The sequence below is a fragment of the Lysinibacillus sphaericus genome, from assembly GCF_015844675.1.
Classification (GTDB): Bacteria; Bacillota; Bacilli; order Bacillales_A; family Planococcaceae; genus Lysinibacillus; species Lysinibacillus sphaericus_E.
The window spans coordinates 46,639-67,718 of the sequence record NZ_LDGC01000010.1; the positions used below are offsets into that span (position 1 = coordinate 46,639).

22 protein-coding genes are annotated in these 21,080 nt (G+C 37.3%); 10 read left to right on the forward strand and 12 right to left on the reverse strand.

What is annotated here, in order from left to right:
• The first annotated feature begins 29 nt into the window (after nucleotides 1-29).
• Together ABE34_RS03500 and ABE34_RS03505 are read left to right on the forward strand one after the other, a co-directional pair.
• Nucleotides 30-869 (forward strand): RluA family pseudouridine synthase, encoded by an 840-nt coding sequence (locus ABE34_RS03500; RefSeq protein ID WP_197140512.1) that lies wholly within the window; start codon nucleotides 30-32, stop codon nucleotides 867-869.
• A 272-nt stretch (nucleotides 870-1,141) separates the two neighbouring features.
• The gene (locus tag ABE34_RS03505) at nucleotides 1,142-3,322 is read left to right on the forward strand and encodes a 5'-nucleotidase C-terminal domain-containing protein (protein ID WP_197140514.1); all 2,181 of its coding nucleotides are present in this window, start codon (nucleotides 1,142-1,144) and stop codon (nucleotides 3,320-3,322) included.
• A 47-nt stretch (nucleotides 3,323-3,369) separates the two neighbouring features.
• Here the strand turns inward: ABE34_RS03505 and ABE34_RS03510 are convergent, their stop codons facing one another.
• Together ABE34_RS03510 and ABE34_RS03515 are read right to left on the reverse strand one after the other, a co-directional pair.
• Nucleotides 3,370-4,200, reverse strand: a complete 831-nt coding sequence (locus ABE34_RS03510; protein ID WP_276569477.1) for an aldo/keto reductase — start codon at nucleotides 4,198-4,200, stop codon at nucleotides 3,370-3,372.
• An 84-nt stretch (nucleotides 4,201-4,284) separates the two neighbouring features.
• Nucleotides 4,285-4,461 (reverse strand): hypothetical protein, encoded by a 177-nt coding sequence (locus ABE34_RS03515; protein WP_170939047.1) that lies wholly within the window; start codon nucleotides 4,459-4,461, stop codon nucleotides 4,285-4,287.
• A gap of 700 nt (nucleotides 4,462-5,161) precedes the next feature.
• Between ABE34_RS03515 and ABE34_RS03520 the strand changes: the two genes are divergently transcribed.
• Nucleotides 5,162-6,007: a VOC family protein gene (locus ABE34_RS03520; protein ID WP_197140518.1), complete on the forward strand. Its 846-nt coding sequence runs from the start codon at nucleotides 5,162-5,164 to the stop codon at nucleotides 6,005-6,007.
• Between the two features lie 64 nt (nucleotides 6,008-6,071).
• Here the strand turns inward: ABE34_RS03520 and trmL are convergent, their stop codons facing one another.
• The gene (gene trmL, locus ABE34_RS03525; protein WP_053485736.1) at nucleotides 6,072-6,545 is read right to left on the reverse strand and encodes a tRNA (uridine(34)/cytosine(34)/5-carboxymethylaminomethyluridine(34)-2'-O)-methyltransferase TrmL; all 474 of its coding nucleotides are present in this window, start codon (nucleotides 6,543-6,545) and stop codon (nucleotides 6,072-6,074) included.
• Between the two features lie 26 nt (nucleotides 6,546-6,571).
• Nucleotides 6,572-7,690: a tRNA epoxyqueuosine(34) reductase QueG gene (gene queG, locus ABE34_RS03530; protein ID WP_197140520.1), complete on the reverse strand. Its 1,119-nt coding sequence runs from the start codon at nucleotides 7,688-7,690 to the stop codon at nucleotides 6,572-6,574.
• A 59-nt stretch (nucleotides 7,691-7,749) separates the two neighbouring features.
• Here queG and ABE34_RS03535 point away from each other — a divergent pair, with 59 nt between their 5' ends.
• Together ABE34_RS03535 and ABE34_RS03540 are read left to right on the forward strand one after the other, a co-directional pair.
• Complete coding sequence (locus ABE34_RS03535) at nucleotides 7,750-8,439, forward strand: B3/B4 domain-containing protein (RefSeq protein ID WP_197140522.1); 690 nt, start codon at nucleotides 7,750-7,752, stop codon at nucleotides 8,437-8,439.
• Nucleotides 8,440-8,453: 14 nt separating this feature from the next.
• Nucleotides 8,454-8,963 (forward strand): hypothetical protein, encoded by a 510-nt coding sequence (locus ABE34_RS03540; RefSeq protein WP_197140523.1) that lies wholly within the window; start codon nucleotides 8,454-8,456, stop codon nucleotides 8,961-8,963.
• A 99-nt stretch (nucleotides 8,964-9,062) separates the two neighbouring features.
• Here ABE34_RS03540 and ABE34_RS03545 read toward each other — a convergent pair whose 3' ends face one another.
• Complete coding sequence (locus ABE34_RS03545; protein WP_197140524.1) at nucleotides 9,063-9,728, reverse strand: hypothetical protein; 666 nt, start codon at nucleotides 9,726-9,728, stop codon at nucleotides 9,063-9,065.
• An 880-nt stretch (nucleotides 9,729-10,608) separates the two neighbouring features.
• Here ABE34_RS03545 and ABE34_RS03550 point away from each other — a divergent pair.
• On the forward strand, nucleotides 10,609-12,195 hold the full coding sequence (locus ABE34_RS03550) for a catalase (RefSeq protein ID WP_197140525.1): 1,587 nt from the start codon (nucleotides 10,609-10,611) through the stop codon (nucleotides 12,193-12,195).
• Between the two features lie 95 nt (nucleotides 12,196-12,290).
• Here the strand turns inward: ABE34_RS03550 and ABE34_RS03555 are convergent, their stop codons facing one another.
• From ABE34_RS03555 to nagB, 3 genes are all read right to left on the reverse strand, one after another.
• The gene (locus tag ABE34_RS03555) at nucleotides 12,291-12,692 is read right to left on the reverse strand and encodes a cytidine deaminase (RefSeq protein ID WP_197140526.1); all 402 of its coding nucleotides are present in this window, start codon (nucleotides 12,690-12,692) and stop codon (nucleotides 12,291-12,293) included.
• A gap of 52 nt (nucleotides 12,693-12,744) precedes the next feature.
• Nucleotides 12,745-13,647: a S66 peptidase family protein gene (locus tag ABE34_RS03560; RefSeq protein ID WP_346655520.1), complete on the reverse strand. Its 903-nt coding sequence runs from the start codon at nucleotides 13,645-13,647 to the stop codon at nucleotides 12,745-12,747.
• Between the two features lie 434 nt (nucleotides 13,648-14,081).
• Nucleotides 14,082-14,795 (reverse strand): glucosamine-6-phosphate deaminase, encoded by a 714-nt coding sequence (gene nagB / locus ABE34_RS03570; protein ID WP_197140581.1) that lies wholly within the window; start codon nucleotides 14,793-14,795, stop codon nucleotides 14,082-14,084.
• A 205-nt stretch (nucleotides 14,796-15,000) separates the two neighbouring features.
• Here nagB and ABE34_RS03575 point away from each other — a divergent pair, with 205 nt between their 5' ends.
• Nucleotides 15,001-15,744: an arylamine N-acetyltransferase family protein gene (locus tag ABE34_RS03575; RefSeq protein ID WP_197140530.1), complete on the forward strand. Its 744-nt coding sequence runs from the start codon at nucleotides 15,001-15,003 to the stop codon at nucleotides 15,742-15,744.
• A gap of 64 nt (nucleotides 15,745-15,808) precedes the next feature.
• Here ABE34_RS03575 and ABE34_RS03580 read toward each other — a convergent pair whose 3' ends face one another.
• Both ABE34_RS03580 and ABE34_RS03585 read right to left on the reverse strand, forming a co-directional pair.
• Nucleotides 15,809-16,900 carry an S-layer homology domain-containing protein gene (locus ABE34_RS03580; protein ID WP_197140532.1) on the reverse strand — a complete coding sequence of 364 codons (1,092 nt, stop codon included), beginning with the start codon at nucleotides 16,898-16,900 and terminating at the stop codon, nucleotides 15,809-15,811.
• Between the two features lie 110 nt (nucleotides 16,901-17,010).
• Nucleotides 17,011-17,361, reverse strand: a complete 351-nt coding sequence (locus ABE34_RS03585; RefSeq protein ID WP_197140534.1) for a VOC family protein — start codon at nucleotides 17,359-17,361, stop codon at nucleotides 17,011-17,013.
• 202 nt (nucleotides 17,362-17,563) lie between these two features.
• On the opposite strand from ABE34_RS03585, the gene ABE34_RS03590 reads away from it, so the two are divergent.
• Genes ABE34_RS03590 through ABE34_RS03600 form a run of 3 tightly spaced genes read left to right on the forward strand, consistent with a single transcriptional unit; the run spans nucleotide 17,564 to nucleotide 19,690 of the window.
• Nucleotides 17,564-18,163, forward strand: a complete 600-nt coding sequence (locus tag ABE34_RS03590) for a TetR/AcrR family transcriptional regulator (protein WP_197140536.1) — start codon at nucleotides 17,564-17,566, stop codon at nucleotides 18,161-18,163.
• Nucleotides 18,160-18,855, forward strand: coding sequence for an SGNH/GDSL hydrolase family protein (locus ABE34_RS03595; protein ID WP_197140538.1), 696 nt, complete (start codon nucleotides 18,160-18,162; stop codon nucleotides 18,853-18,855). Before ABE34_RS03590 ends, ABE34_RS03595 begins: the two co-directional genes overlap by 4 nt.
• A gap of 25 nt (nucleotides 18,856-18,880) precedes the next feature.
• Nucleotides 18,881-19,690 carry an SDR family NAD(P)-dependent oxidoreductase gene (locus tag ABE34_RS03600; protein WP_206700623.1) on the forward strand — a complete coding sequence of 270 codons (810 nt, stop codon included), beginning with the start codon at nucleotides 18,881-18,883 and terminating at the stop codon, nucleotides 19,688-19,690.
• A 237-nt stretch (nucleotides 19,691-19,927) separates the two neighbouring features.
• Here ABE34_RS03600 and ABE34_RS03605 read toward each other — a convergent pair whose 3' ends face one another.
• A complete protein-coding gene (locus ABE34_RS03605; protein ID WP_197140540.1) occupies nucleotides 19,928-20,215 on the reverse strand; it encodes a hypothetical protein in 288 nt (95 codons plus the stop codon).
• Between the two features lie 177 nt (nucleotides 20,216-20,392).
• Nucleotides 20,393-21,079, reverse strand: coding sequence for an ABC transporter ATP-binding protein (locus ABE34_RS03610; protein WP_197140542.1), 687 nt, complete (start codon nucleotides 21,077-21,079; stop codon nucleotides 20,393-20,395).
• Nucleotide 21,080: the final 1 nt, after the last annotated feature.

The following is a 21,080-nucleotide window of genomic DNA, read 5'->3' on the forward strand; positions in this document are numbered from 1 at the left end:
AATACGGTCTTTTCTACGGAGGAAGATATATGTTTCACTATGAAATAAATACGAATGATTTGACAGTCGAGGACCTATTACGCAATCATTGGCGACTTGGCAAAAAGCTAGTCCATGAACTAAGAATGGCGAAGGCTATCACAACTGTTGACGGAGAGCCTATTCAGTGGAAAGATCCACTACAAAAAGGAACAATCATAAAATTTACATTCCCGATTCCGACATCCAATTATCAACCGACACCGGTTTGTGCAATTGATGTCGTCTATGAGGATGACCATTGTTTGATCGTTTCTAAACCAAAAGGCATGTCGACACATCCAAATGATGAGCGTGATACTCATACTTGTATGAATCATGTTATGGCTCATATTAAACAGCAAGGCGGGACATATGCGGAGCATGTTCATCGTTTAGATAGAGGGACACAAGGTTTGTTACTTGTAGCAAAACATCCTTTAGCAAAATCAATCTTTGACCGTATGATTGAGGAAAAATCAATTATTCGAACATACGCTGCAGAAGTGCAAGGAAATTTACGTTCTTCATCTGGCACAATTTCTGAAGCAATCGGGAAAGACCGACATCATGCTACAAGACGTGTCGTTTCTAAAACTGGACAGCATGCAGTTACACACTATGAAGTTGTAGCTCGCTATAAAAGCTCTTGTGTTGTCCATCTAATTCTTGAAACAGGGAGAACACATCAAATTCGCGTACATTTAGCACATATCGGTCATCCGATTATTGGCGATACAATGTATGGAGCAAGAGAAACGGCAAGTGATGATTACGAGCTTCACGCTATTCAATTGGAATTCGAGCATCCATTTTTAAATAAGCAGATTGTTGTAAAGGACGAGAAATAATTTGCACTGCACTTCCAGCTAACAATCGGAAGTGCATTTTTTTATACCTTTTTTGTATAAGTTGATTTCCGTTATGAAAATGCCTTTTACTTTAAGTCTATTAACTTTTTATCCCAAAAAAAGTATAAATATATTGTTTTACATTTCTTTCATCTATTTTTTACAGCAAATTTAATATGCATTTCCATTATTGGTAATGACGATAGATTTCTTTCATGATAGAATTAGAGTGAAATATCAGTCATCTGACTAATATAAGGGGGAATTTATTGATGAAATGGGTTAAAAGTATTGCAGCAACAACTCTAGTTGCGAGTTTACTAGCTACACCCGGTTTTGCCGCACATGCAGCGGAAACAACACCAACTGCTACGAAAGATGGTTTCAAATTAACAGTTCTACACTCAAATGACACGCATGCACACGCTGAGGATGCTCCAAAGCGTGCAACAAAAGTAAAAGAACTTCGTGCTGCAAATGCAAATTCACTTCTTTTAGATGCTGGTGACGTTTTCTCTGGTACTTTATACTTTAACGAATTTGCTGGAGAAGCTGATATGAAGTTAATGAACTTAATGGGTTATGATGCCATGACTTTTGGTAACCATGAGTTCGATTTAGGATCAAGCCCAGAAGGACATGCTGCACTTGCTAAATTCGTTAAGGGGGCTGATTTCCCATTATTGGGGAGTAACCTAGACTTTTCAAAGGATTCTTTATTCGACGGCTTACAATTCAAAACAGTCACTAAAGACTTTGAAAACGGTAAGATTTATGACGGTATTATTAAAGAAATCGCCGGAGAAAAAGTAGGTATTTTCAGTTTAACAACAGAAGAAACACCTTCGATTTCAAGCGTTGCTAACGTGAAATTTGCGAACTATATCGATTCTGCGAAAAAAGCAGTAGCAGAATTTGAAAAACAAGGTGTTAACAAAATTGTAGCATTAACTCACATAGGCTTCGATGACTCCGTAGAATGGGATAATGATCAATTACTAGCGAAAGCTGTAGAAGGCATTGATGTAATCGTAGGTGGCCATACACATACAAAATTAGACAAGCCTGTGAAAGCTGAAACATCGTTTAAGAACCCTACAATTATCGTTCAAACAGGTCAATATAGCGAAAATTTAGGTGAATTAGACTTAACATTCGACAATAACGGTGCTGTTGTTGACTACTTCGGTCAATTACATGCTCTAAATGATAAAGAAAAGCCTGTAGAAGCTGACGCTGAAGCTACAGCACTTTTAGCTCCATATAAAGAGAAGATCTCGAAAATATTAAATCAATCAACAGGTAATACAGCTGTTTCACCGCTAAATGGCGGTCGTAATCTTTGGGGTGTTCGTGCTGGAGAAACAAACCTTGGTAACTTAATTACTGATGGTATGCTTGCTGGTGCTAAAAAAATTGACCCTGAAGTACAATTCGCTTTCCAAAATGGTGGTGGTATCCGCGCAAGTATTGATGCAGGAGATATTACTGTTGGTGAAGTTATGACAGTCATGCCATTCGGTAATGCACTTGGCATCGTAAAATTAAAAGGTGCTGAAATCTATGAAATTGCTGAGCATAGTGTGAAAGAGTTCCCTAAAGAATTTGGTGGCTTCTTACACTTCTCTGGTTTACAAGTAGAATTTGATGGAAAGGCACCTGCTGGTAAACGTGTCAAATCTATTAAATTAAATGGTAAAGAACTAGATAAAGCAGCCTATTATAAAGCTGCAACAAACACTTTCACTGCTAAAGGTGGAGACGGCTATGATACACTGAAAAAAGTTTATGAAGACGGCCGTGTAAGTGAACCTGGTACGATTGACTATGAAATGTTTATCGAACACTTAAATACACTGAAAAAAGTTGATGCAAAAGTAGAAGGACGTATTATTGCAACAATTCCATTTACAGATATTATAAAAGGATCAGAAACAGAAGGCTATGTTCGCGATCTTTATTACCGTGATTTAACAAACGGTACTTCTGCAACAATCTATTCACCAAACGCAAACTTAACTCGTGCTCAAGCTGCATCATTTATCACGCGTGCCTTAAAGCTTGAAGCGAAAGGTCAAGCAACATTCTCGGATATTGCTAATTTAAAAGCTGAAACACAAAAAGAAATTACAGCACTTGCTGAAGCAGGAATTGTAAAAGGTGTGAATGGTAGTAAATTCAATCCTAATGCAAAAGTAACTCGTGCTCAACTTGCATTAATGTTCGCTCGTGCGTATAACTTACAACATGACGCAAAAACAGGTTTAAAAGCTGATTTCAGTGATATTTCTAAATACGACACTGAAACACAAGATGCTATCGCACTTCTGAAAGACTTAAAGATTGTTAGCGGCGCAAACGGCAAATTTATGCCTGGTAACAACGCAACACGTGCACATATGGCAAAAATGCTTTCTAACTACGTTCCTTTTGTAAAAGAATCAAAAAAATAATTTATAAAATCCCGCTTCTCTATGTAGAGAGCGGGATTTCTATTGCACTAAAAATTAAATTTAAAGTTATCTGGGTCTTGCCCAAATCGTTCATTGCGATTTACTGTAGCTATTTTATCCATTTGTGCTAGTGTCAATTCAAAATCAAAAATCTGTGCGTTTTCCTCAATACGACTTGGTGTTACAGACTTTGGAATAATAAGTGTGTCATTTTGTAAATGCCAGCGTAGAGTTACTTGAGCAGCTGTTTTCCCTATTTCGCGACCAATTTCCACAATCGTTGGATTATCAAGCACACCACCGCGACCTAATGGAGACCATGCTGTAACAGCAATTCCATGCTCACTACAATATGCTCTTAATGCATCTTGCTGTAAATATGGATGCACCTCTACTTGATTGACCATTGGTGCAATATTTCCTTTAGCTAATAGCTTTTGTAAATGGTGCTCATGATGATTTGAGACCCCTGTTGCGCGAATTAATTTTTCATCATATAAACGCTCAATTGCTCTATACGTCTCTTCAAATGTTTCAGGAACTGCCCAATGCGTTAAATATAAATCTAAATAGTCCATATTTAACTTTTTCAAAGATACTTCAAAAGCTCGTAATGTTTCATCATAACCTTGGTCATTATTCCAAACCTTTGTCGTCACAAAAATATCCTCACGTTTAACGCCTGCATGACGAATAGCTTCGCCCACCTCAGCCTCATTACCATAAAGCGAAGCCGTATCTATAGCTCGGTAGCCATATTTAAGAGCTTTATCAATAGCCTGCAAAGTCTCATCACGCTCTGTCATTTTATAAACACCTAAGCCAAAGCGAGGCATTTCCACACCGTTTGTTAATGTTTTTGTTGATTGTAAATTCAAGAATAACAACCCCTTTCTTTTCCTAGTTCCATTATACAAAAAATTGGTTTTAAGAAACATCAGGAAAATTTACTGGGTCATTTCTTATTGTTCTTCTGCTTTCTCTTCATAATCATCCACTTGGATAGGGTCTGGAATTCGATCGTCCTCTATAAGCTCTTGACCATCACGTAAATGCTCCATCTGCTTCCCTAAATCCTGTAAATCTTTAAAATTTCTAGCCATTGTACCGTTTTCGATGTTTGGAACCTTTTTTTCCATTATCATCACCTCTCTTATAGTTTTCCCTAAATAGTTATTTCTGAACCATTTCTGACATATTTTATTCCGCTACGTCGTTTCATTTTTATAGTAGATAGGCTATACTAAAAAGAGATGTCTTTATAAACATGAGGAGGGTACTTCCATGAGTTTATTATTAATTATTGGTGTAACTGTAGCATTCTTAACTGCTATTTTCACTGCTGGTTACGAAGGCGACTACAGATCAGACAAATAATACCTCAAGAAAATCACTAAGCGTAAGTATGTGCTTAGTGATTTTTTTGTTTTTTTAAAACTATTACGGCAAAAGGTATAAGGTGCCCTATTGTAAAAAGGTTTGACTCTTCGGCAAAGCGAGGAGTTCATTTCCGTTCCGACTGGGCGCTTTCCTGGGGGCGTCCAGTCGGAACGGAAATCAACTTATTGATATGACATACATTACAAAATGAAATCCAAAAATTCAACAATGTGAAAATTCATCAAAAAAAATTCCCCTTGCATGACCCACCACCATAACGTTGGGTTGATTTTCATCTTCGACTAGGTGCTTTCATTAGGACGTCCTATAGCTGTTCGGTTACCTTTCTTATTTATTGGAACAATATAATTACTTGACTTTCCTCACTTTATAAAATAAACTTACTTACATAAAGTAAGTTGATAATTAATAATAACTTTTATTCGGAGGTAATTTACTATGCATTTTCACGAAAAACCTAACACATATGTCACAAATGTTGAAATTAAAGTGAGTGATTTACAACGTTCATTAACTTATTATCAGGAGGTAATTGGTTTTAAAGTTTTACATCAGGAGTCACATAGAGCAACTTTAACAGCTGATGGTAAAACAGCTTTACTGACAATCGTCCAGCCTGAAACAATAGAAGAAAAAACGAGCTTAACAACCGGGCTTTATCATTTTGCAATTTTATTGCCTACTCGTCGTGATTTAGCAAATATCATTACTCATTTCCATAACAATGGCGTGTACTTTGGAGCGTCTGACCATGATGTCAGTGAAGCACTTTATTTAAATGATCCTGATAATAATGGTATTGAGGTTTATGCGGATCGTCCTGAAAATGAATGGACTTGGCATTTCGACCAAGTGCATATGGTGACTGAGCCTCTTAAGATCCATTCTATATTAGAGGAAGGCGATGGTAGATGGGATGGCCTTCCAGGTAATACGGTTATGGGGCATATTCATCTATCAGTATCTAATTTAGCTGCCACAGAGGAATTTTATACGAAAGGATTAGGATTTGAGATTGTCACTCGCTATGGCGCACAAGCTTTATTCATCTCAACTGGCCGCTATCACCATCATATCGGTTTAAACACTTGGCACTCTGAAAACGCACCAAAGCTTGGTGAAAATCAGGTTGGCTTACAAACATTTTCACTGCGTCTAGATAATGAAGAGCAAGCAGCAACAATGAAAGAAAATCTTCGTGCAATTGGTGCACCTGTTACTAATATAGATGGAGGTTTCCAAACAGAGGACCCATCAGGTATCGTTGTTTTATTAAAATTTTAAAAGTGACTTTTGGATTCATTTTTACGAAAAAAAGCAGTTCTCCTCTATGAGAGAACTGCCTTTTTTAATGTAATCCTGGATATCCTTGTTGACGTAACGCTTCATAAATAACAATGGCTGCTGTATTCGATAGATTAAGTGAACGAACATGCTCACTCTGAGGAATACGTAAGCACATATCGCGACGCTCATACGCAAAATCCTTTGGTAGGCCAGTCGTTTCTTTTCCAAACATAAAGTAAATATCACGATCTTTATCACTAAAATCATGTGTCGTAAAGGGCTCTTCACTATATGTCTCAATTAAATAAACGTCGCCATTTTTAGATGCCTCTAAAAAATCCTCTAGCGAATCGTGGTATACGACATTGACACTATGCCAGTAATCTAAGCCAGCACGTTTTAGCATTTTATCGTCCGTGGAAAAGCCAAGAGGACGAATTAAATGTAATGAGGTATTTGTTCCAGCACATGTGCGTGCAATATTCCCTGTATTCGCTGGAATTTCTGGTTGATATAAAACGATATGCAATGGCATAACGGTACACTTCCTTAACTAAAAAATTATAAACCTTTATCAATTTCAACGAGTACTTCCTCGTCTCGTTCTTTTGCTTTTGCCTCAAGTAATGCAGATTGGGCCTGCTCCCCGCCTATCTTACCTAATGCCCATGCTGCTGTTCCTCGAATAACAGGTCGTTCATCTTTTTCAAGAAGTGCTACTAAATCTGGTACCGCAGCTTCTTCTTTAAAATGCGCAAGTGCCAAAATAGCATTGCGTTGAATTGGCTTTTTCCCCCGCCACGAACCAGAAACATGTCCAAACTTTTCTTTAAAGTCACGATTTGAAATCGTTAAAAGTGGAACAAGTAATGGCTTTGCAAGCTCTGGATCAGGCTTAAATTCCTCATGTATCCAATTAATTTTGCCTTTATTCTTTGGGCATACAGTCTGGCATGTATCGCAGCCATACAAACGATTACCAATATGGGTACGAAACTCATCAGGTAGCATTCCTTTAGTTTGCGTTAAAAAGGCTATACAACGTTGCGAGTCTAGTTGTCCCCCCTCGATTAAAGCGCCTGTTGGACAAACATCTAAACATAAACGGCAATCCCCGCATTCATCCTCCATAGGCTTATCAGGTGCAAATGGGATATTCGTAATAAGCTCTCCTAAATATACATAAGAACCGAACTCAGGTGTAATAATCGAGCAGTTTTTTCCGCTCCAGCCTATCCCAGCACGTTCTGCAACTGCCCTATCTACAAGTGCACCCGTATCAACCATTGATTCAATACGTGCACCTTCTACGCGCTCCTCAAGCCAGGCTGATAATAATTTCAATCGCTCACGTAATGCTGTATGATAATCGACACCCCAGGAAGCACGGCAAAAAATCCCGCGTCTTGCACCCTTCTTGCCAACAGGTGCATTTTGCATACGCGACGGATAAGCTACAGCGATCGCCACAATGCTCTCTGCTCCCTCTAACAATTGTAGGGGTTCGGTACGTTTTTCAACATCGCTTTCTTCAAAACCAGACTGATAGCCAAGTTCTTGCTGACGGCGCAGTCTATTTTTTAATTCTGTAAATGGAGCTGCTGTTGTAAAGCCAATTTTGTCTACACCAATGGACATTGCATACGCCACAAATTCACGTTGTAGGTCATGTATGTTCATTTCATTTCCAACTCCTTACATGATACAATAATAGAAATAGATAAAGTAGGTGATGTTTTATGGACATTTCAATTAATCAATCTCTATTGAAACAACATCCCGAGCTAAAAATCGGCATTATTCATTATACCAAAATTGTCGTTGCAGAATCGCCTCAAATGATTAAAGGCCGCATGCAATTGTATCAGGAAAATCTCTTTTTAGAAATGCAAGATCGTCCTGTAACGCAACGTGAGGGCATCGCAGAATGGCGACAACTATGGAAAAAGCTTGGCGCAGATCCGAACCGCTATCGTCACGCAGCAGAAAGCTTAATGCGCCGAATTAGTAAGCAAAATTATTTAACACCCCTTCACTCAGGTGTTGATTTAAATAATTTCTTCTCCCTCCAATATGAGATTCCAGTAGGTTTATATGATATGGCTAAACTAAAAGGAAATATAGAAATCGCACTTGGCAAAGAGGATACTGGCTATGAAGGTTTAAATGGACGTTTTAATGCATTAAAAAATATCCTATATAGCTGTGATGCTGAGGGAGCGTTTGGGTCACCATTTGTTGATTCTAAACGTACATCTGTTTCAGAGGAAACGACCGAGGCTCTACATATTTTTTACCTTCGTCCATCATTATCAGAAGAAAATGCGAAAGAGCTTCTTACCTCTGCTAGTAAGATGTTTAACCAAGTTCATGGTGGCGATTATAAAATGGCCCTATTAACAAACGCAGCACCATCTACAACAATGTAAAAGGACGTGTATTCATGATTAATCTTGCAGAAGCAGTTAAGCTAAAAAGTATTTTAGGAAAAAAAGTTCAAGAGCTTATTGACGAATTAGAACGTAGCGCTTTTGTAACTGTTGAAAAAGGACAAGCACCTAAAACAAGCAATCGCGCAATGACAGTAATTGAAGCTGAATTGGCTCAAGTACGTCTCGATGTTCGTACATTGGATCGTTTAGTATATGAAGCAAATATAAAAAACTTAGTAGACTTTAAAGGGGAAAAACTAGCATTAGTTGAAGCGATTGAACTCGCTACACAACTCCGTGCAGAAGTCGAGCTTTGCAAAGAGTTTAGTACGCATGAAAAAGAGAGTGTACGCACGGGGTATGGTGAAACTACAATGCTTTATGAAATTGCTATGTATGAACCAGATGAGTACCGTGAACGTGCTATTACACTAGAAAAAGATGCCCATAAATTGTCAAATCTGATCAATGCAAAGAATTATAGTGTTGAAATTAACTTCGATGATTCTCGTTATTTTTAATTAGATCGTAAAATGCCGCAATAAAAAAGCATCCTTTTGAACTGCACCTCCAATTGAGTTTAACAATTGGAGTGCAGCTCCTTTTTGGATGCTTTTTTTCTACTTTGTTAAATCAAAATTAATTCCAATTTTCCCTAAATCCATGTCAGCAATAAGAAAAGTTACATTATGATTAGTATTAGGATCAGTATAAGTATGAGTACCTTTATTCTCATTTCCAGCTTTTTCTAATTCATCACCAAGTTTTTCTACATTTACTCCTAATATAGCAGCCATTGATATAGCGGAGGTAATTCCTTCTCCCCATTCATCACCCTCTTCATTTACTTCGTTTTCTGGCACTCCTTCCATAGAAACACCATATCCAATTATTTTTTTATCATTGTTATATTTAGCTTCTACTTTATAATGACCCTTATATTGTTTAAAATCAGTTTCCAATAAGATTTGTGAGAATGTATTATTCTCTTCTTTATACAGTTCACTAGTAATTGGTTCTGAAATCTTGTCTATTTCGATTGGATCTTCTGGATCCTGTTTGATTACATCAACTTTGACATTGTATTTTTTAACAAGCTTTTCTACCGCAGCCTTTGATTCAGGATCAACCTCTTCAAATTTTACTGGAACGACTTTCTTTTCCTCTGCTGGTTCTTTCGTTACAACATCTTCTTTTTTTACATCTGCCTCTTTTTTCTTCTCTGCTCCCTCTCCGGAACATCCAACTAGCATAACTGCTAAAAGTAATAATAATGCTTTCTTCACTACCTTTTTCCCTCCGAATGCATATCCATAAAAAATATACGTTATTAGATTCAATGGAATAGAATTATAGTAAAATAAATACTTAAATTTCTATTTAACATCCTCTAATTACAATTCTTACAAAAATGTATGTATATTACCATAGTTATCATTCGTCATTTTTCGACAATAAAAACTTTTTGTTATACATTAAAATAGCAAAAACATACGCTCGAATGCACCGAAGGAAACATCTGTTAAAAATCAATAAAGCCTTATATATCAAGGTTAAGACTATAAAGAATAGGAAAAGTATGTACAGGAATAAACGAATTCAAACATGAAATAATTTTGACATTTTTCTACAAATGTCACTGATATTCTTTCGGAAATTTGTAACAAACATGAGTTTTTGCTCGTTATTAGAGTTTGTAATTTATTTAGGAACGACTTACAGTACATACTGATGAATCAAAGCTTTTCATATCATTAAGAAATGTATACAATAGGTATGGAGTCGATGAGACTTCATATCAAATTGGATGTGCTGTTTTCAAAACTAGCTTTTTGAAGCTAACATAAACGAAACCAATGACAAGTTACCTGTTACTGTATGACCAATGACTAATAACCAACTATATGCAATGGCCATACCCGTAAACTTAATAAATCATTCGAAAACGCCATCCAATAGCTCTCTTACACCTTGTGTGTGGGAGAGCTTTTTTCATTCGCAATGAATGAATATAAACAGAGTCAAAATCAATATTTTCAAGTTTTAATCATATTTTGATAATTCACTTTCGTTAACTCACTCATCTCATGTGCAGGAGAGTTTTTTCATGTCTATTTGTTCGCTAATATGGACAAAATGGCTATATCGAAAGAAAGGAGTTATACAATGACAAAACAACATGATTCAACAGACGAGCATGACATGACCTTGACAAATCGACAGGGGCATCCTATTACTAACAATCAAAATATACGAACTGTCAGTAATCGTGGACCTGCAACCCTTGAAAACTATGATTTTATAGAAAAAATAAGTCACTTTGACCGCGAACGAGTTCCTGAGCGTGTTGTTCATGCTCGAGGTGCAGGGGCACATGGCTATTTTGAGACATACGGTGTTGTCGGGGATGATCCTATTTCTAACTATACAAGAGCTAAAGTATTTCAGGAAAAGGGCAAACAGACACCTGTTTTTGTGCGCTTCTCAACAGTTATTCATGGTGGCCATTCACCAGAAACATTACGAGATCCACGAGGCTTTGCTGTAAAGTTTTATACTGAGGATGGTAACTGGGATTTAGTCGGCAATAATTTAAAAATTTTCTTTATCCGCGATGCTATGAAATTCCCTGATATGATTCACGCCTTTAAGCCTGATCCTATTACAAATATTCAAGACGTTGAACGATTTTTTGATTTCTGTGCAAGCTCTCCAGAATCCTTCCATATGGTGACATTCGTTTATTCGCCTTGGGGCATTCCAGCTAATTACCGAATGATGCAAGGCTCTGGCGTCAATACGTATAAATGGGTCAATAGTGAAGGCAAAGCAGTACTTGTAAAGTATCATTGGGAACCTTTACAGGGTATTAAAAACTTAACACAAAAAGAAGCGGAAGAAATCCAAAAGAAAAACTTCAATCATGCTACACAGGATTTATACGATGCAATTGAAAAAGGTGATTATCCTGAATGGGAGCTTAACGTCCAAATTATGGAGGACGGTCCACATCCAGAGCTTGATTTTGATCCATTAGATGATACGAAGCTTTGGCCTAATGATCAGTTCCCGTGGTATCCAGTTGGTAAGATGGTGTTAAATAAAAATCCAGAAGATTATTTTGCAGAGGTCGAGCAAGCTACTTTCGGTACAGGTGTGCTTGTGGACGGATTGGATTTCTCGGACGATAAAATGTTACAGGGGCGTACCTTCTCCTACTCTGATACACAGCGTCATCGCGTAGGTGCAAACTATTTACAGCTCCCTATCAATGCTCCTAAAAAACGAGTGGCAACCAATCAAAACGGTGGTCAAATGCTGTATAAGCGTGATTTAGCTCCAGGGCAAAATCCTCATATAAACTATGAACCCTCGATGTTAAATGGTTTAAAGGAAGCTACCCAAACGGCTAAGGAACATACACCACTTGTGGAAGGCAATCTCGTTCGAGAATCCATTGATCGTCAAAGTAATACGAAGCAAGCTGGAGAAACCTATCGCAATTTTGAGCAATGGGAGCGAGATGAACTGCTTGAAAACTTAATTCGTGATTTAGCTGTCTGTAATATTGCCATTCAAGAGGCAATGATTTCATTAGCGGAGGAAGCAGACGAGGAGTATGGTCGCTTGTTAAAAGAAGGGTTGCAAAAAGCTCAGAATGATTCTTCTTCATCAAAGCCACTTGGCAATATTGCTGGTGATAAAGCGCCTAAAAAGGCTGTAGATAAAGGTCATGACGCAGAGCCTTATTAAATCAAAAAGACATTACATATTTTCACAACAAATATATAATGTCTTTTTTTAGTGACAGAAGTTATTCTTCATTACATTAGAAAAGAACTTTTTAATTATTTTTCGTATGCTTTATACCAATGATATGGTTGTATTTCTTTCAGTGTTTTAAATATCAATTCACCATTCGGATTAGTGATAGCCGCTTTTACATTTTCACCCCAATAAAAAAGCCTTTCTTGACATACACCACAAGGAGTTAGCACAGTAAATACTGAATTTTCGTTTTCTCTGGCAATACAAATACTATGAGTAACCTTCGTATTAAGTTTATGCGCTTCAAGTATTGCACCGGTTTCCATGCACAATTCAGTAGAGGCATTAATAACGTCTGGTGCTACGCTCGTTAAAATCTGACCATCTTCAGTATACATTGCTGCAGCACCACCCCAACCAGAAGGATATCTTTTTTCGATCAATTCTACCGCCGACTGATATAATTTTCGCTCAATATCCATCTTCTTAACCCCCTGTTTTTAATCAATTTAACATAACATAAAATGCTTCTTTTTAATGCACACCAGGCAAAATCTTTAGTACCTTTTCCTGTGCATCTAAAATAGCATCTACGCCTAATGGAATAGCAATATTCGTTGAATCATGGCCAATTTTAAAGCCTGCTACAACTGGAACACCTAAATCCGCAAAATAGTCATTCATTAAAGTCATTAGTGCCGCTTCATCCGCTTCCGTTTGCGTAAAGGAACCGATTACAACACCTGCTAACTGTTCAAGCTTTCTCGCCTGTTTTAATTGCTGTAGATTCTCATCGATTTTTGGAATAGTTTCTCCAAGGTCCTCAATCAATAAAATTCTACCTTCCGTGCGAACTTCAAATTTAGTACCTAATGTGTTAACAAGACGACGTAAATTGCCACCAATCATCTGGCCACGAGCAACTCCAGGTGCAATCGTTGTTAACGGGGCAATATCCTCCGTATACTGTAATTCCATCGGTGAAAATAACTGTAAAAACATTTTCTTTGATAAATCATCTAGTCTATCTACTGACATAAGGAGCGGCCCATGAAACGTCACTAAATTAGCATATTCATTTATCGCGCAATGTAAATATGTAAGATCAGAGAAGCCCCAGAAGATTTTCGGATTTTCCTCAAGTAGTCCGTAGTCAATCTTTTCCGCAATTCGAGCAGCGCCATAGCCCCCCTTAACACAAAAAATTGCCTTCACCTCTGGATTTCTCACCATCTCATGAAAGTCAGCCAGACGCTCCTCATCACTACCTGCCAAATAATCATGCTTTGCCTGAATCGTATCCCCAATTATATAGTTAAGGCCTAACTCTTCAAGAAAGGCTATTGCATCTCCTAGCTTTTCGGGCTCTACTTGACTCGATAAAGCCACAAGACCAACTGTATCGCCCTTTTCTAAATGTGGTACGGTGCTTTTCACCCTAACCCCTCCTATTGTTTTTCTCATTCTAGCATATAGGTATTATTGTAGCATTGATTAATGGCGAAGCTAGAGCCTATGACATCTAAATTTCTGGGTGAATGCTCCACTCTTTTTAGGTTCTCATTCTATCTGTTGATTCGAAGGTTTTATCCATGATTTTGGTGAGTCTATCCACGGCTTGGATTTCTCTATCAATCGCTTTGTCGATCCTTTCCGTCGCCCTAGCCTTTCCATCCGTCGCTTCGACTCTTCTTTCCGTCGCTCTCGCCTTCCTTTCCGTCGCTTCGGCTTTTCTTTCCATCGCTCTCATTTCCATCCGTCGCCTTGGCTTTCCTTTCCGTCGCTCTCATCTCTATCCTTCGCCTTCGTTCATCTGTCGAATCCAAAAAAAAAAGCGCAGACTTCAAAAATATAAAGTCTACGCTTAATTTCTATTTTGTTCCGCCGTAAATAATCGTTACATTCGGATGTTTCAATAATTGGCTTGCTGGGAAATCTTCAGTGATGAACCCACTTTTTAATTTTTCCATAGCCTCTAGTTTTTTCTCACCAAATGCAATGAGGACGATTTCCTTGGCATTCATAATAGATTGAATGCCCATTGTAATAGCATGCGTCGGTACATCCTTTGAGTCATCAAAATAGATGGCATTTTCTGTGCGTGTAGATTCTGTTAACTCTACGATATTAGTCAAAGATTCGAAAGATGTGCCCGGTTCGTTAAAGCCAATATGTCCGTTAACGCCGATGCCTAATAGCTGAAGGTCAATGCCTCCCGCTTCCTTGATTCGAGCATCATAAGCGACACACTCTGTATCTAAATTTTCTGCCTTGCCATTTGGTAAATGTATATTTTCTTCCTTAATATCTACATGATTGAATAAGTTCTCATGCATAAATGTCCAATAACTTGCGGGACTTGATTGGTCGAGACCTACATATTCGTCTAGGTTAAAAGTGATCACGTCGTTAAAAGAAATGTGTCCAGCTTGTTGGCGTTTCACTAATTCTTTATACATCCCTACTGGAGAACCACCAGTTGCTAATCCTAAAATACTTGCTGGCTTTGCTTGTAATTGTTTAGTGAAAATATCCGCTGCTACTTCGCTCATTTCATCGTATGAATTTACTTCTATCCATTTCATTTCGCATTTAATTCCGCTTGTCATTTGTATACCTACCTTACAATCATTATTATTAACTAGACTAATAGGGAATATTATTCTTATAGTAGCTAATATTTTAATTTTACAAGTTATTTACCTATTTTTCTATTATTTTCTTACTAATAATCACGTGTATTCTTAAGCAATTTCGGTTATGTTATTTAATAAGGAGTGAGGCGATATTATGAATTCACAAATACAGCAATATTTAAAGCGTATTCAATTTCAAGGATCTTTAGAGCCTTCTATTAAGTTACTTGGTCAGCTCCAAACAAGACATCTACATATAATTCCTTATGAGAACCTAGATGTTGCCTTGAAATATGGCATCTCCTTCGTTATCCCTGACCTTTTTCAAAAGATTATTATTCAACATCGTGGAGGCAATTGCTTTGAACTAAATATTTTATTTAGTTGGCTACTTCGCGAGCTTGGCTTTTCTGTAACTAATCGCTATGCACAGTTTTGGCGCAATGTTGAAGCAAATACTCCTGTTGAGGATGTACCTATGCACCAGCTATTGCTTGTCCATTTCGCTGGTCAATCATATATTTCAGATGTTGGGGTAGGTGCAGTAGCTCCTTGTAAGCCAGTACCACTAATAGCTGGGCATCAACACCGTGAAGGTAATGAACTTTATAAAATTGAACGAGATGAAATGAACGGCTGGATGCTATACGAACAGACAAAGCATGGTTGGCGTTTTCTATATAGTTTTTTCAATGACGCTAACGATGCACAGTTTGCGCCAAGACTTTCTAAACAAAAAAATAAAATTGCTATGATTCGTACCCCTCGCGGACGACACACGATGCTTAACAATGAATTCCGAATATACGAGGGACAATCCCTAACGACCTATTCAACTCATAACGAAAAGGATTGGCGACAAGCACTTCATCGTTTTTTTCATATAACATTAGATTAGATACTTCATGACAAAAAGCAAGCCTCCTCATTAATAGGAGACTTGCTTTTCATGTGGTAAACATTTATTTGGCAGTACGATCGAGCAACTCATAAACAACAACATCATTGTAAAGCTCTTTAACTAAACCGATACCATCGACAAAGTAATATGTTGAAACTCCATCCCTGTATATGGACATTTCTTCTAGAACAATTACATGATTATAATTGACACCACCTGCTTGGACAGTGCCATCTGTTGCTTTAACAGTTAGTCGGATACCTCCAATTATCCCGCCATCATCCTCATGTTGAATCACGCCAATTCTAAGGGGTAATCCGAAGAATAAATCGTAAAATAAATCATAATCACGATCAACGCCTTGACCAAAAACAAAACCATCGCTAAATAAAAGCTCACTATTAAATACTTTATTAGAATTCAAATCGCTTACTGTCCACACATCACTCTTACCGTCATTATGACTATACTGATAGTTTAATGTATACTGTTTTTTGTCTTCCAACGAATAATGCGCATACGTGTAGTCATACGCCGTATCTTTTAATAGATTCGGATTCGATAGCGTTAATGCACGAGCTAAAAATGCTGAAAAATGCGCTCGCGTTAAAGGTAAATTGGGCCTAAATGAACCATCATCATATCCTCTTGCTATATTATTATTATAAATTATCGAGATTTCCTTATAGCCACTTGTCTTCTCTGAAACATCTGTAAAGTCGCTTGTCTCAAATCCCTTTATTTTAAATGCTCTTTGCAGCACAATCGCCATGTTCCCTCTTGAAAGAGTTGCATTCGGATTGAATTTCTGTGCCGCATTGAAAATCCCAGCATTTTGTACTGCCGCAATTTCTTTATAATAGGGATGCGTAGTAGGTACATCCTGATACTTTGGATCTTTGACATTCGTCGTTTGCAACCTTAAAGCACGTGTTAGCATGACAGCTACTTGCGCTCTCGTTACATTTGTATCTGGTTTAAATAGATTATTAGGATAGCCATTAATAATTCCTTTTTCCACTAAGTAATCAATTTCCGTTATCAATGTATTATCTTTGGACACATCTTTGAAGCTCGCTGCATGTACACTTTCAATCGGTATTAACCAAACAGCTAATAATAGTGAACATACTACTTTTAACATCTTTTCCATGCCTCCCCCCCCTTTCTCCACTATTCATAATATACTTTTTAGACATTATTTCCAATGTAATTTTTAACAAAAAAAAGCCTCCAATCGTTCACAGAGACTTGTTAATCAAATTATTTATTCTGAATTAAGCCGATGCCAATCCCAGTTGGATCTACCAAATAAGCAAGATAAAATTCATCAAATCCCATTTGATCTCGTACAATAACGGCACCATTTTGCGTAGCCTTTGAAATAGCATCATCGATACAATCAACTTCAATTTGAATACGTGTTCCAAAAGGATAGTCATATGGCCCCTTTGCAATACCGCCGTTAATCCCTGACTTATGATCATCCCCAGTTGTTACGCCCCAATATTCCCAATTAGGTGCAGCTACCTCCCAACCAAAAACCTTAGCATAAAACGTAGCCGCTTTTTCTGGCACCTGACTATTTAATTCAAACCCTATTACTCTCCCCATATTATTCCCCTCCTGATTTTTGAAGCATAATTAATAGTTCAACAGTTTGGTGAATATTTCCTCCAACCAAATTGTGCCTTATGGCTCTGTCCATAGCAATTGTAAAAACTTGATGAATTAGGTATTTAACTATTCATTAATTAGTAAAATATTGTATAATCAAATTAGAACGACCGTTCAAATTTTATAAAGGGGTAAATCATTGAATAAAAGACGTTATGATAGCGAGAAAGCAAAAGTTGATATTATGGAACATGCGGTTAGTTTGTTTTCTCAAAAAGGCTATAATCAAACATCAGTCGGAGATATTTCAACCGCTTCAGGCTACAGCAAGGGACATATTTATTACCATTTTGAAAACAAAGAAAAGCTTTTTGTACTTCTAGCCCAACAATCAATGCAAGATTGGCACAACAAATGGCTCCAAAAAGAGTTTATCTACTCCACGGCAGCAGAGAAACTATATGGCATGGCCATGCATGTTCTCTATCATTACCAAACACCTTTATTAAGATCCGGGCAAGAACTAGCTTCCAATCCAAAGTCGAGCCCTGAATCAGTGGAACAGTTATATAATTTAGCGGTTATACCGATGGGTGCTTATCGTGCGATCCTTCAAGAAGGCATTGATCGAGGAGAATTTGTTAATGGCAATATTGATGAGTGGACAGTTCTACTAGGCACATGGCTAGGAGGTTTATGTCAGCTGACAAATACGCAGGAGCTTAAAGCATTAGAACCACTCTTTAATCAGGCAGTTACCATTTTTTTAAGAGAAATAAAAAAGGTGGGATATAAATGAAAATTGCATGTATCGGAGACAGCTTAACAGAAGGCCGACCAGGGGTTTCATTTTTTAAACGATTAAGAGCTAAACATCAACATATAGAATTTGATAATCTCGGTAAACCAGGTGAGACAGTGAAAAGCTTACACACTCGCTTAGAGAAATCGAAGCTAGCTACTTTTTATGACCTTAGCTTTCTTTGGATTGGTGTCAATGATGTCTACACTAAACTTTTGAAAGTACAGGCACAGCCGGTTTCAAAAGATCATCAAGAGTTTAAAGATTACTACGCAAATGTTTTAGAAATGATTTTAGCCTCCTCTAAACATGTAGTTTTAGTAACACCAGCTTTAATAGGAGAGAAAATAGAAAATACTCTCAATATGGAATTAAAAGAGCTCTCCTCCATTATTCATTCCATTTCTTCTAAATATGAAAATGTTAGCTTTTTAAATATGCAAGCGGTTTTTGAACATCAATTAAAACATGTTACTAGTTCGGAATATGTGAACACCAATGTTATGCGAGTGATGAAAGATGTACTGTTGTATAAAAACCCTTTGCGGATTGATCGATTATCCAAAAAGAGAGGGCTACATTTAACGTTGGATGGCATTCATTTAAATAGTAAAGGAGCAGAGCTTGTCGTCGAAGAATACTCAGCTGTCATTAAACGACTTCAATTGCAGGAACACCCTGTCCATTAAGGAATTCATATGAGAGGTGATAATTATGAGAAAGGTTGCGATTGTTACTGGCGGTGTATCAGGTATAGGGAAGGCTATCTGCAAAGAGGTAGTAGGTCGCCACGTATTTGTTATTATTGCAGATATTAACGAACATGATGGACGTCTTCTAGAGGCAGAACTAAATAAAGATACTTCAAATGCTCGATTTGTTAAATTAAACGTAAGTGATTTCGAAAATGTTGAACATGTCATTACAAATGTATATGAGGAATTTCAACGATTAGATTATTTGTTCAATAATGCTGGTATAGCTATGTATGGTGAAATTTATGACATGACAATTGACGATTGGAAAGACATTGTAGATATTAATTTATGGGGCATTGTTTATGGTACACAAGTTGGGTATCAAATCATGAAGGAGCAAGGTTTTGGTCATATCATCAATACGTCATCAGCTGCAGGGTTGGGACCATCTCCTATATCAGCTGCATACTCAACTACGAAGCATGCTGTTGTGGGCTTAACAACATCACTACACTATGAAGCTGAGGAATTTGGCATCAAGGTAAGTACCCTCTGTCCGACTTTTGTTGATACGCCTATTTTTGATAAAGCAACAGCTATTAATATAGATAAATTGGCGATGTCCAAACAATTGAAAAAACAAAAAATGATGTCTCCACAGCAACTAGCAAAAATCGCTATTGCAGGCGTGCACAAAAATAAGCCAATTATTTGTCCTATGCCAATGCGTAAAACAATGGATGTTGTCTTTACGATCTTCCCTTCGTTTCACAGGGCATTAATGAGAATGGTCTGTAAAGTAAGCCGAAAAGCTCGATTAACATAAGTATTTAACGTAAAAGTTTTCTTCTAGATGGTAAAAAACCGCTATGCTTTTCTGCCGGCAAGGCACGAGCCGCATCAGTGCAAAAAATAGAATTTGAACACGAAGGCATATGTCTCCTTCGCTATATTTTCATTTACACTACATTGGAAAAACAATTCTAGGAGTCTCGCGGCTTTTTACCTTTAATTTAGATAACAAAAACACTGAACGAATTAACCCCTTTTAAGAGACAAGTAGCTAGTTATTATGCTCTTCTTCATTTTTCTTATAAATACCTAAGAGTAAAATAATAAGACCTATGATAAAAATTATAGGAAATAAAACCATCATAATCGATGCAGCCCAACCATTTCTAATCAATACTCCATACAATACGCCAATTATATATGATAAAAATGGTGCAAACGCAATCATTATAATGATACCCCAAATGATATATCTCCCTTTTTCTGACCGTTCTTCGCTTAATTGGAATCCCGCTATTAACCCTACTAATACAATTATTAAGGCAATAACAAACGTCATGTCAAATCACCTCCTCCTTTCCTTCTACAATATGCTGCTTTCGTTTATCGATTTGGTAACTTAACACTAGGCTTTTAAAAAAATTTCGTAATTTGCGCATAGACTGAAATCATCCATTGATTCAAAAAAAATACCACAACCATCAAAAGCTGTGGTTGTGGCTTTCTACTACTCGATTTAAATAACATCTTGCAAAATGACACCATCGCTCATTTTTATAATACGGTCCGTATAAGCAAGCATCTCTTCATCATGGGTCACCATTAAAGTTGTAATGTTTAACGTTTTAGTTAAATCCTTAATTAATAACATAACCTCTTTTGATCGTTGTGAATCTAAGCTTGCAGTTGGTTCATCTGCGAATAGTACTTTCGGTTTATGAATGATTGCACGGGCAATGGCAACACGTTGCTTCTCCCCTCCTGACAATGCAGAAGGATAAGAATTTTTCCGATGATCCATCCCTACTAATTTTAGTAATCGATCAACTTCATTTTTTTGTTCCTGTTTCTTTAATTTTGATTCAGAAACATCTAGCATTAGTAGCAGTTGCTCCTCAACTGTAAGAAAAGGTACGAGGTGTGCAAATTGAAAGACAAACCCAAATTCACTTGCTCGTACTTTTCGAACCTCCTCAGCGTTCATAATAGACAGGTTTTTTCCTTCAAATATAACATATCCATCTGTTGCAGGCTGAAGTCCTGCAGCAATTGTCAAAAGCGTACTTTTACCGGAACCAGATGCACCTACCAATGCAGTTATTTCTCCTTCTTTTAATGAAAGATCTATCCCTTTAAGTATTTCCTCCTCTACCTCGCCATTCGTAAACGTTTTTCTAACTTCATCAATTTTAAATAAAGTCATA

What these genes read in the sequence shown, in the direction of transcription:
- ABE34_RS03500 (WP_197140512.1), top strand. Translation starts at nt 30, where the DNA reads ATGTTTCACTATGAAATAAATACGAATGATTTGACAGTCGAGGACCTA.
- ABE34_RS03505 (WP_197140514.1), top strand. Translation starts at nt 1,142, where the DNA reads ATGAAATGGGTTAAAAGTATTGCAGCAACAACTCTAGTTGCGAGTTTA.
- ABE34_RS03515 (WP_170939047.1), bottom strand. Translation starts at nt 4,461, where the DNA reads ATGGAAAAAAAGGTTCCAAACATCGAAAACGGTACAATGGCTAGAAAT.
- ABE34_RS03520 (WP_197140518.1), top strand. Translation starts at nt 5,162, where the DNA reads ATGCATTTTCACGAAAAACCTAACACATATGTCACAAATGTTGAAATT.
- trmL (WP_053485736.1), bottom strand. Translation starts at nt 6,545, where the DNA reads ATGCCATTGCATATCGTTTTATATCAACCAGAAATTCCAGCGAATACA.
- queG (WP_197140520.1), bottom strand. Translation starts at nt 7,690, where the DNA reads ATGAACATACATGACCTACAACGTGAATTTGTGGCGTATGCAATGTCC.
- ABE34_RS03535 (WP_197140522.1), top strand. Translation starts at nt 7,750, where the DNA reads ATGGACATTTCAATTAATCAATCTCTATTGAAACAACATCCCGAGCTA.
- ABE34_RS03540 (WP_197140523.1), top strand. Translation starts at nt 8,454, where the DNA reads ATGATTAATCTTGCAGAAGCAGTTAAGCTAAAAAGTATTTTAGGAAAA.
- ABE34_RS03550 (WP_197140525.1), top strand. Translation starts at nt 10,609, where the DNA reads ATGACAAAACAACATGATTCAACAGACGAGCATGACATGACCTTGACA.
- ABE34_RS03555 (WP_197140526.1), bottom strand. Translation starts at nt 12,692, where the DNA reads ATGGATATTGAGCGAAAATTATATCAGTCGGCGGTAGAATTGATCGAA.
- nagB (WP_197140581.1), bottom strand. Translation starts at nt 14,795, where the DNA reads ATGAAATGGATAGAAGTAAATTCATACGATGAAATGAGCGAAGTAGCA.
- ABE34_RS03575 (WP_197140530.1), top strand. Translation starts at nt 15,001, where the DNA reads ATGAATTCACAAATACAGCAATATTTAAAGCGTATTCAATTTCAAGGA.
- ABE34_RS03580 (WP_197140532.1), bottom strand. Translation starts at nt 16,900, where the DNA reads ATGGAAAAGATGTTAAAAGTAGTATGTTCACTATTATTAGCTGTTTGG.
- ABE34_RS03585 (WP_197140534.1), bottom strand. Translation starts at nt 17,361, where the DNA reads ATGGGGAGAGTAATAGGGTTTGAATTAAATAGTCAGGTGCCAGAAAAA.
- ABE34_RS03595 (WP_197140538.1), top strand. Translation starts at nt 18,160, where the DNA reads ATGAAAATTGCATGTATCGGAGACAGCTTAACAGAAGGCCGACCAGGG.
- ABE34_RS03600 (WP_206700623.1), top strand. Translation starts at nt 18,881, where the DNA reads ATGAGAAAGGTTGCGATTGTTACTGGCGGTGTATCAGGTATAGGGAAG.
- ABE34_RS03605 (WP_197140540.1), bottom strand. Translation starts at nt 20,215, where the DNA reads ATGACGTTTGTTATTGCCTTAATAATTGTATTAGTAGGGTTAATAGCG.
- ABE34_RS03610 (WP_197140542.1), bottom strand. Translation starts at nt 21,079, where the DNA reads ATGACTTTATTTAAAATTGATGAAGTTAGAAAAACGTTTACGAATGGC.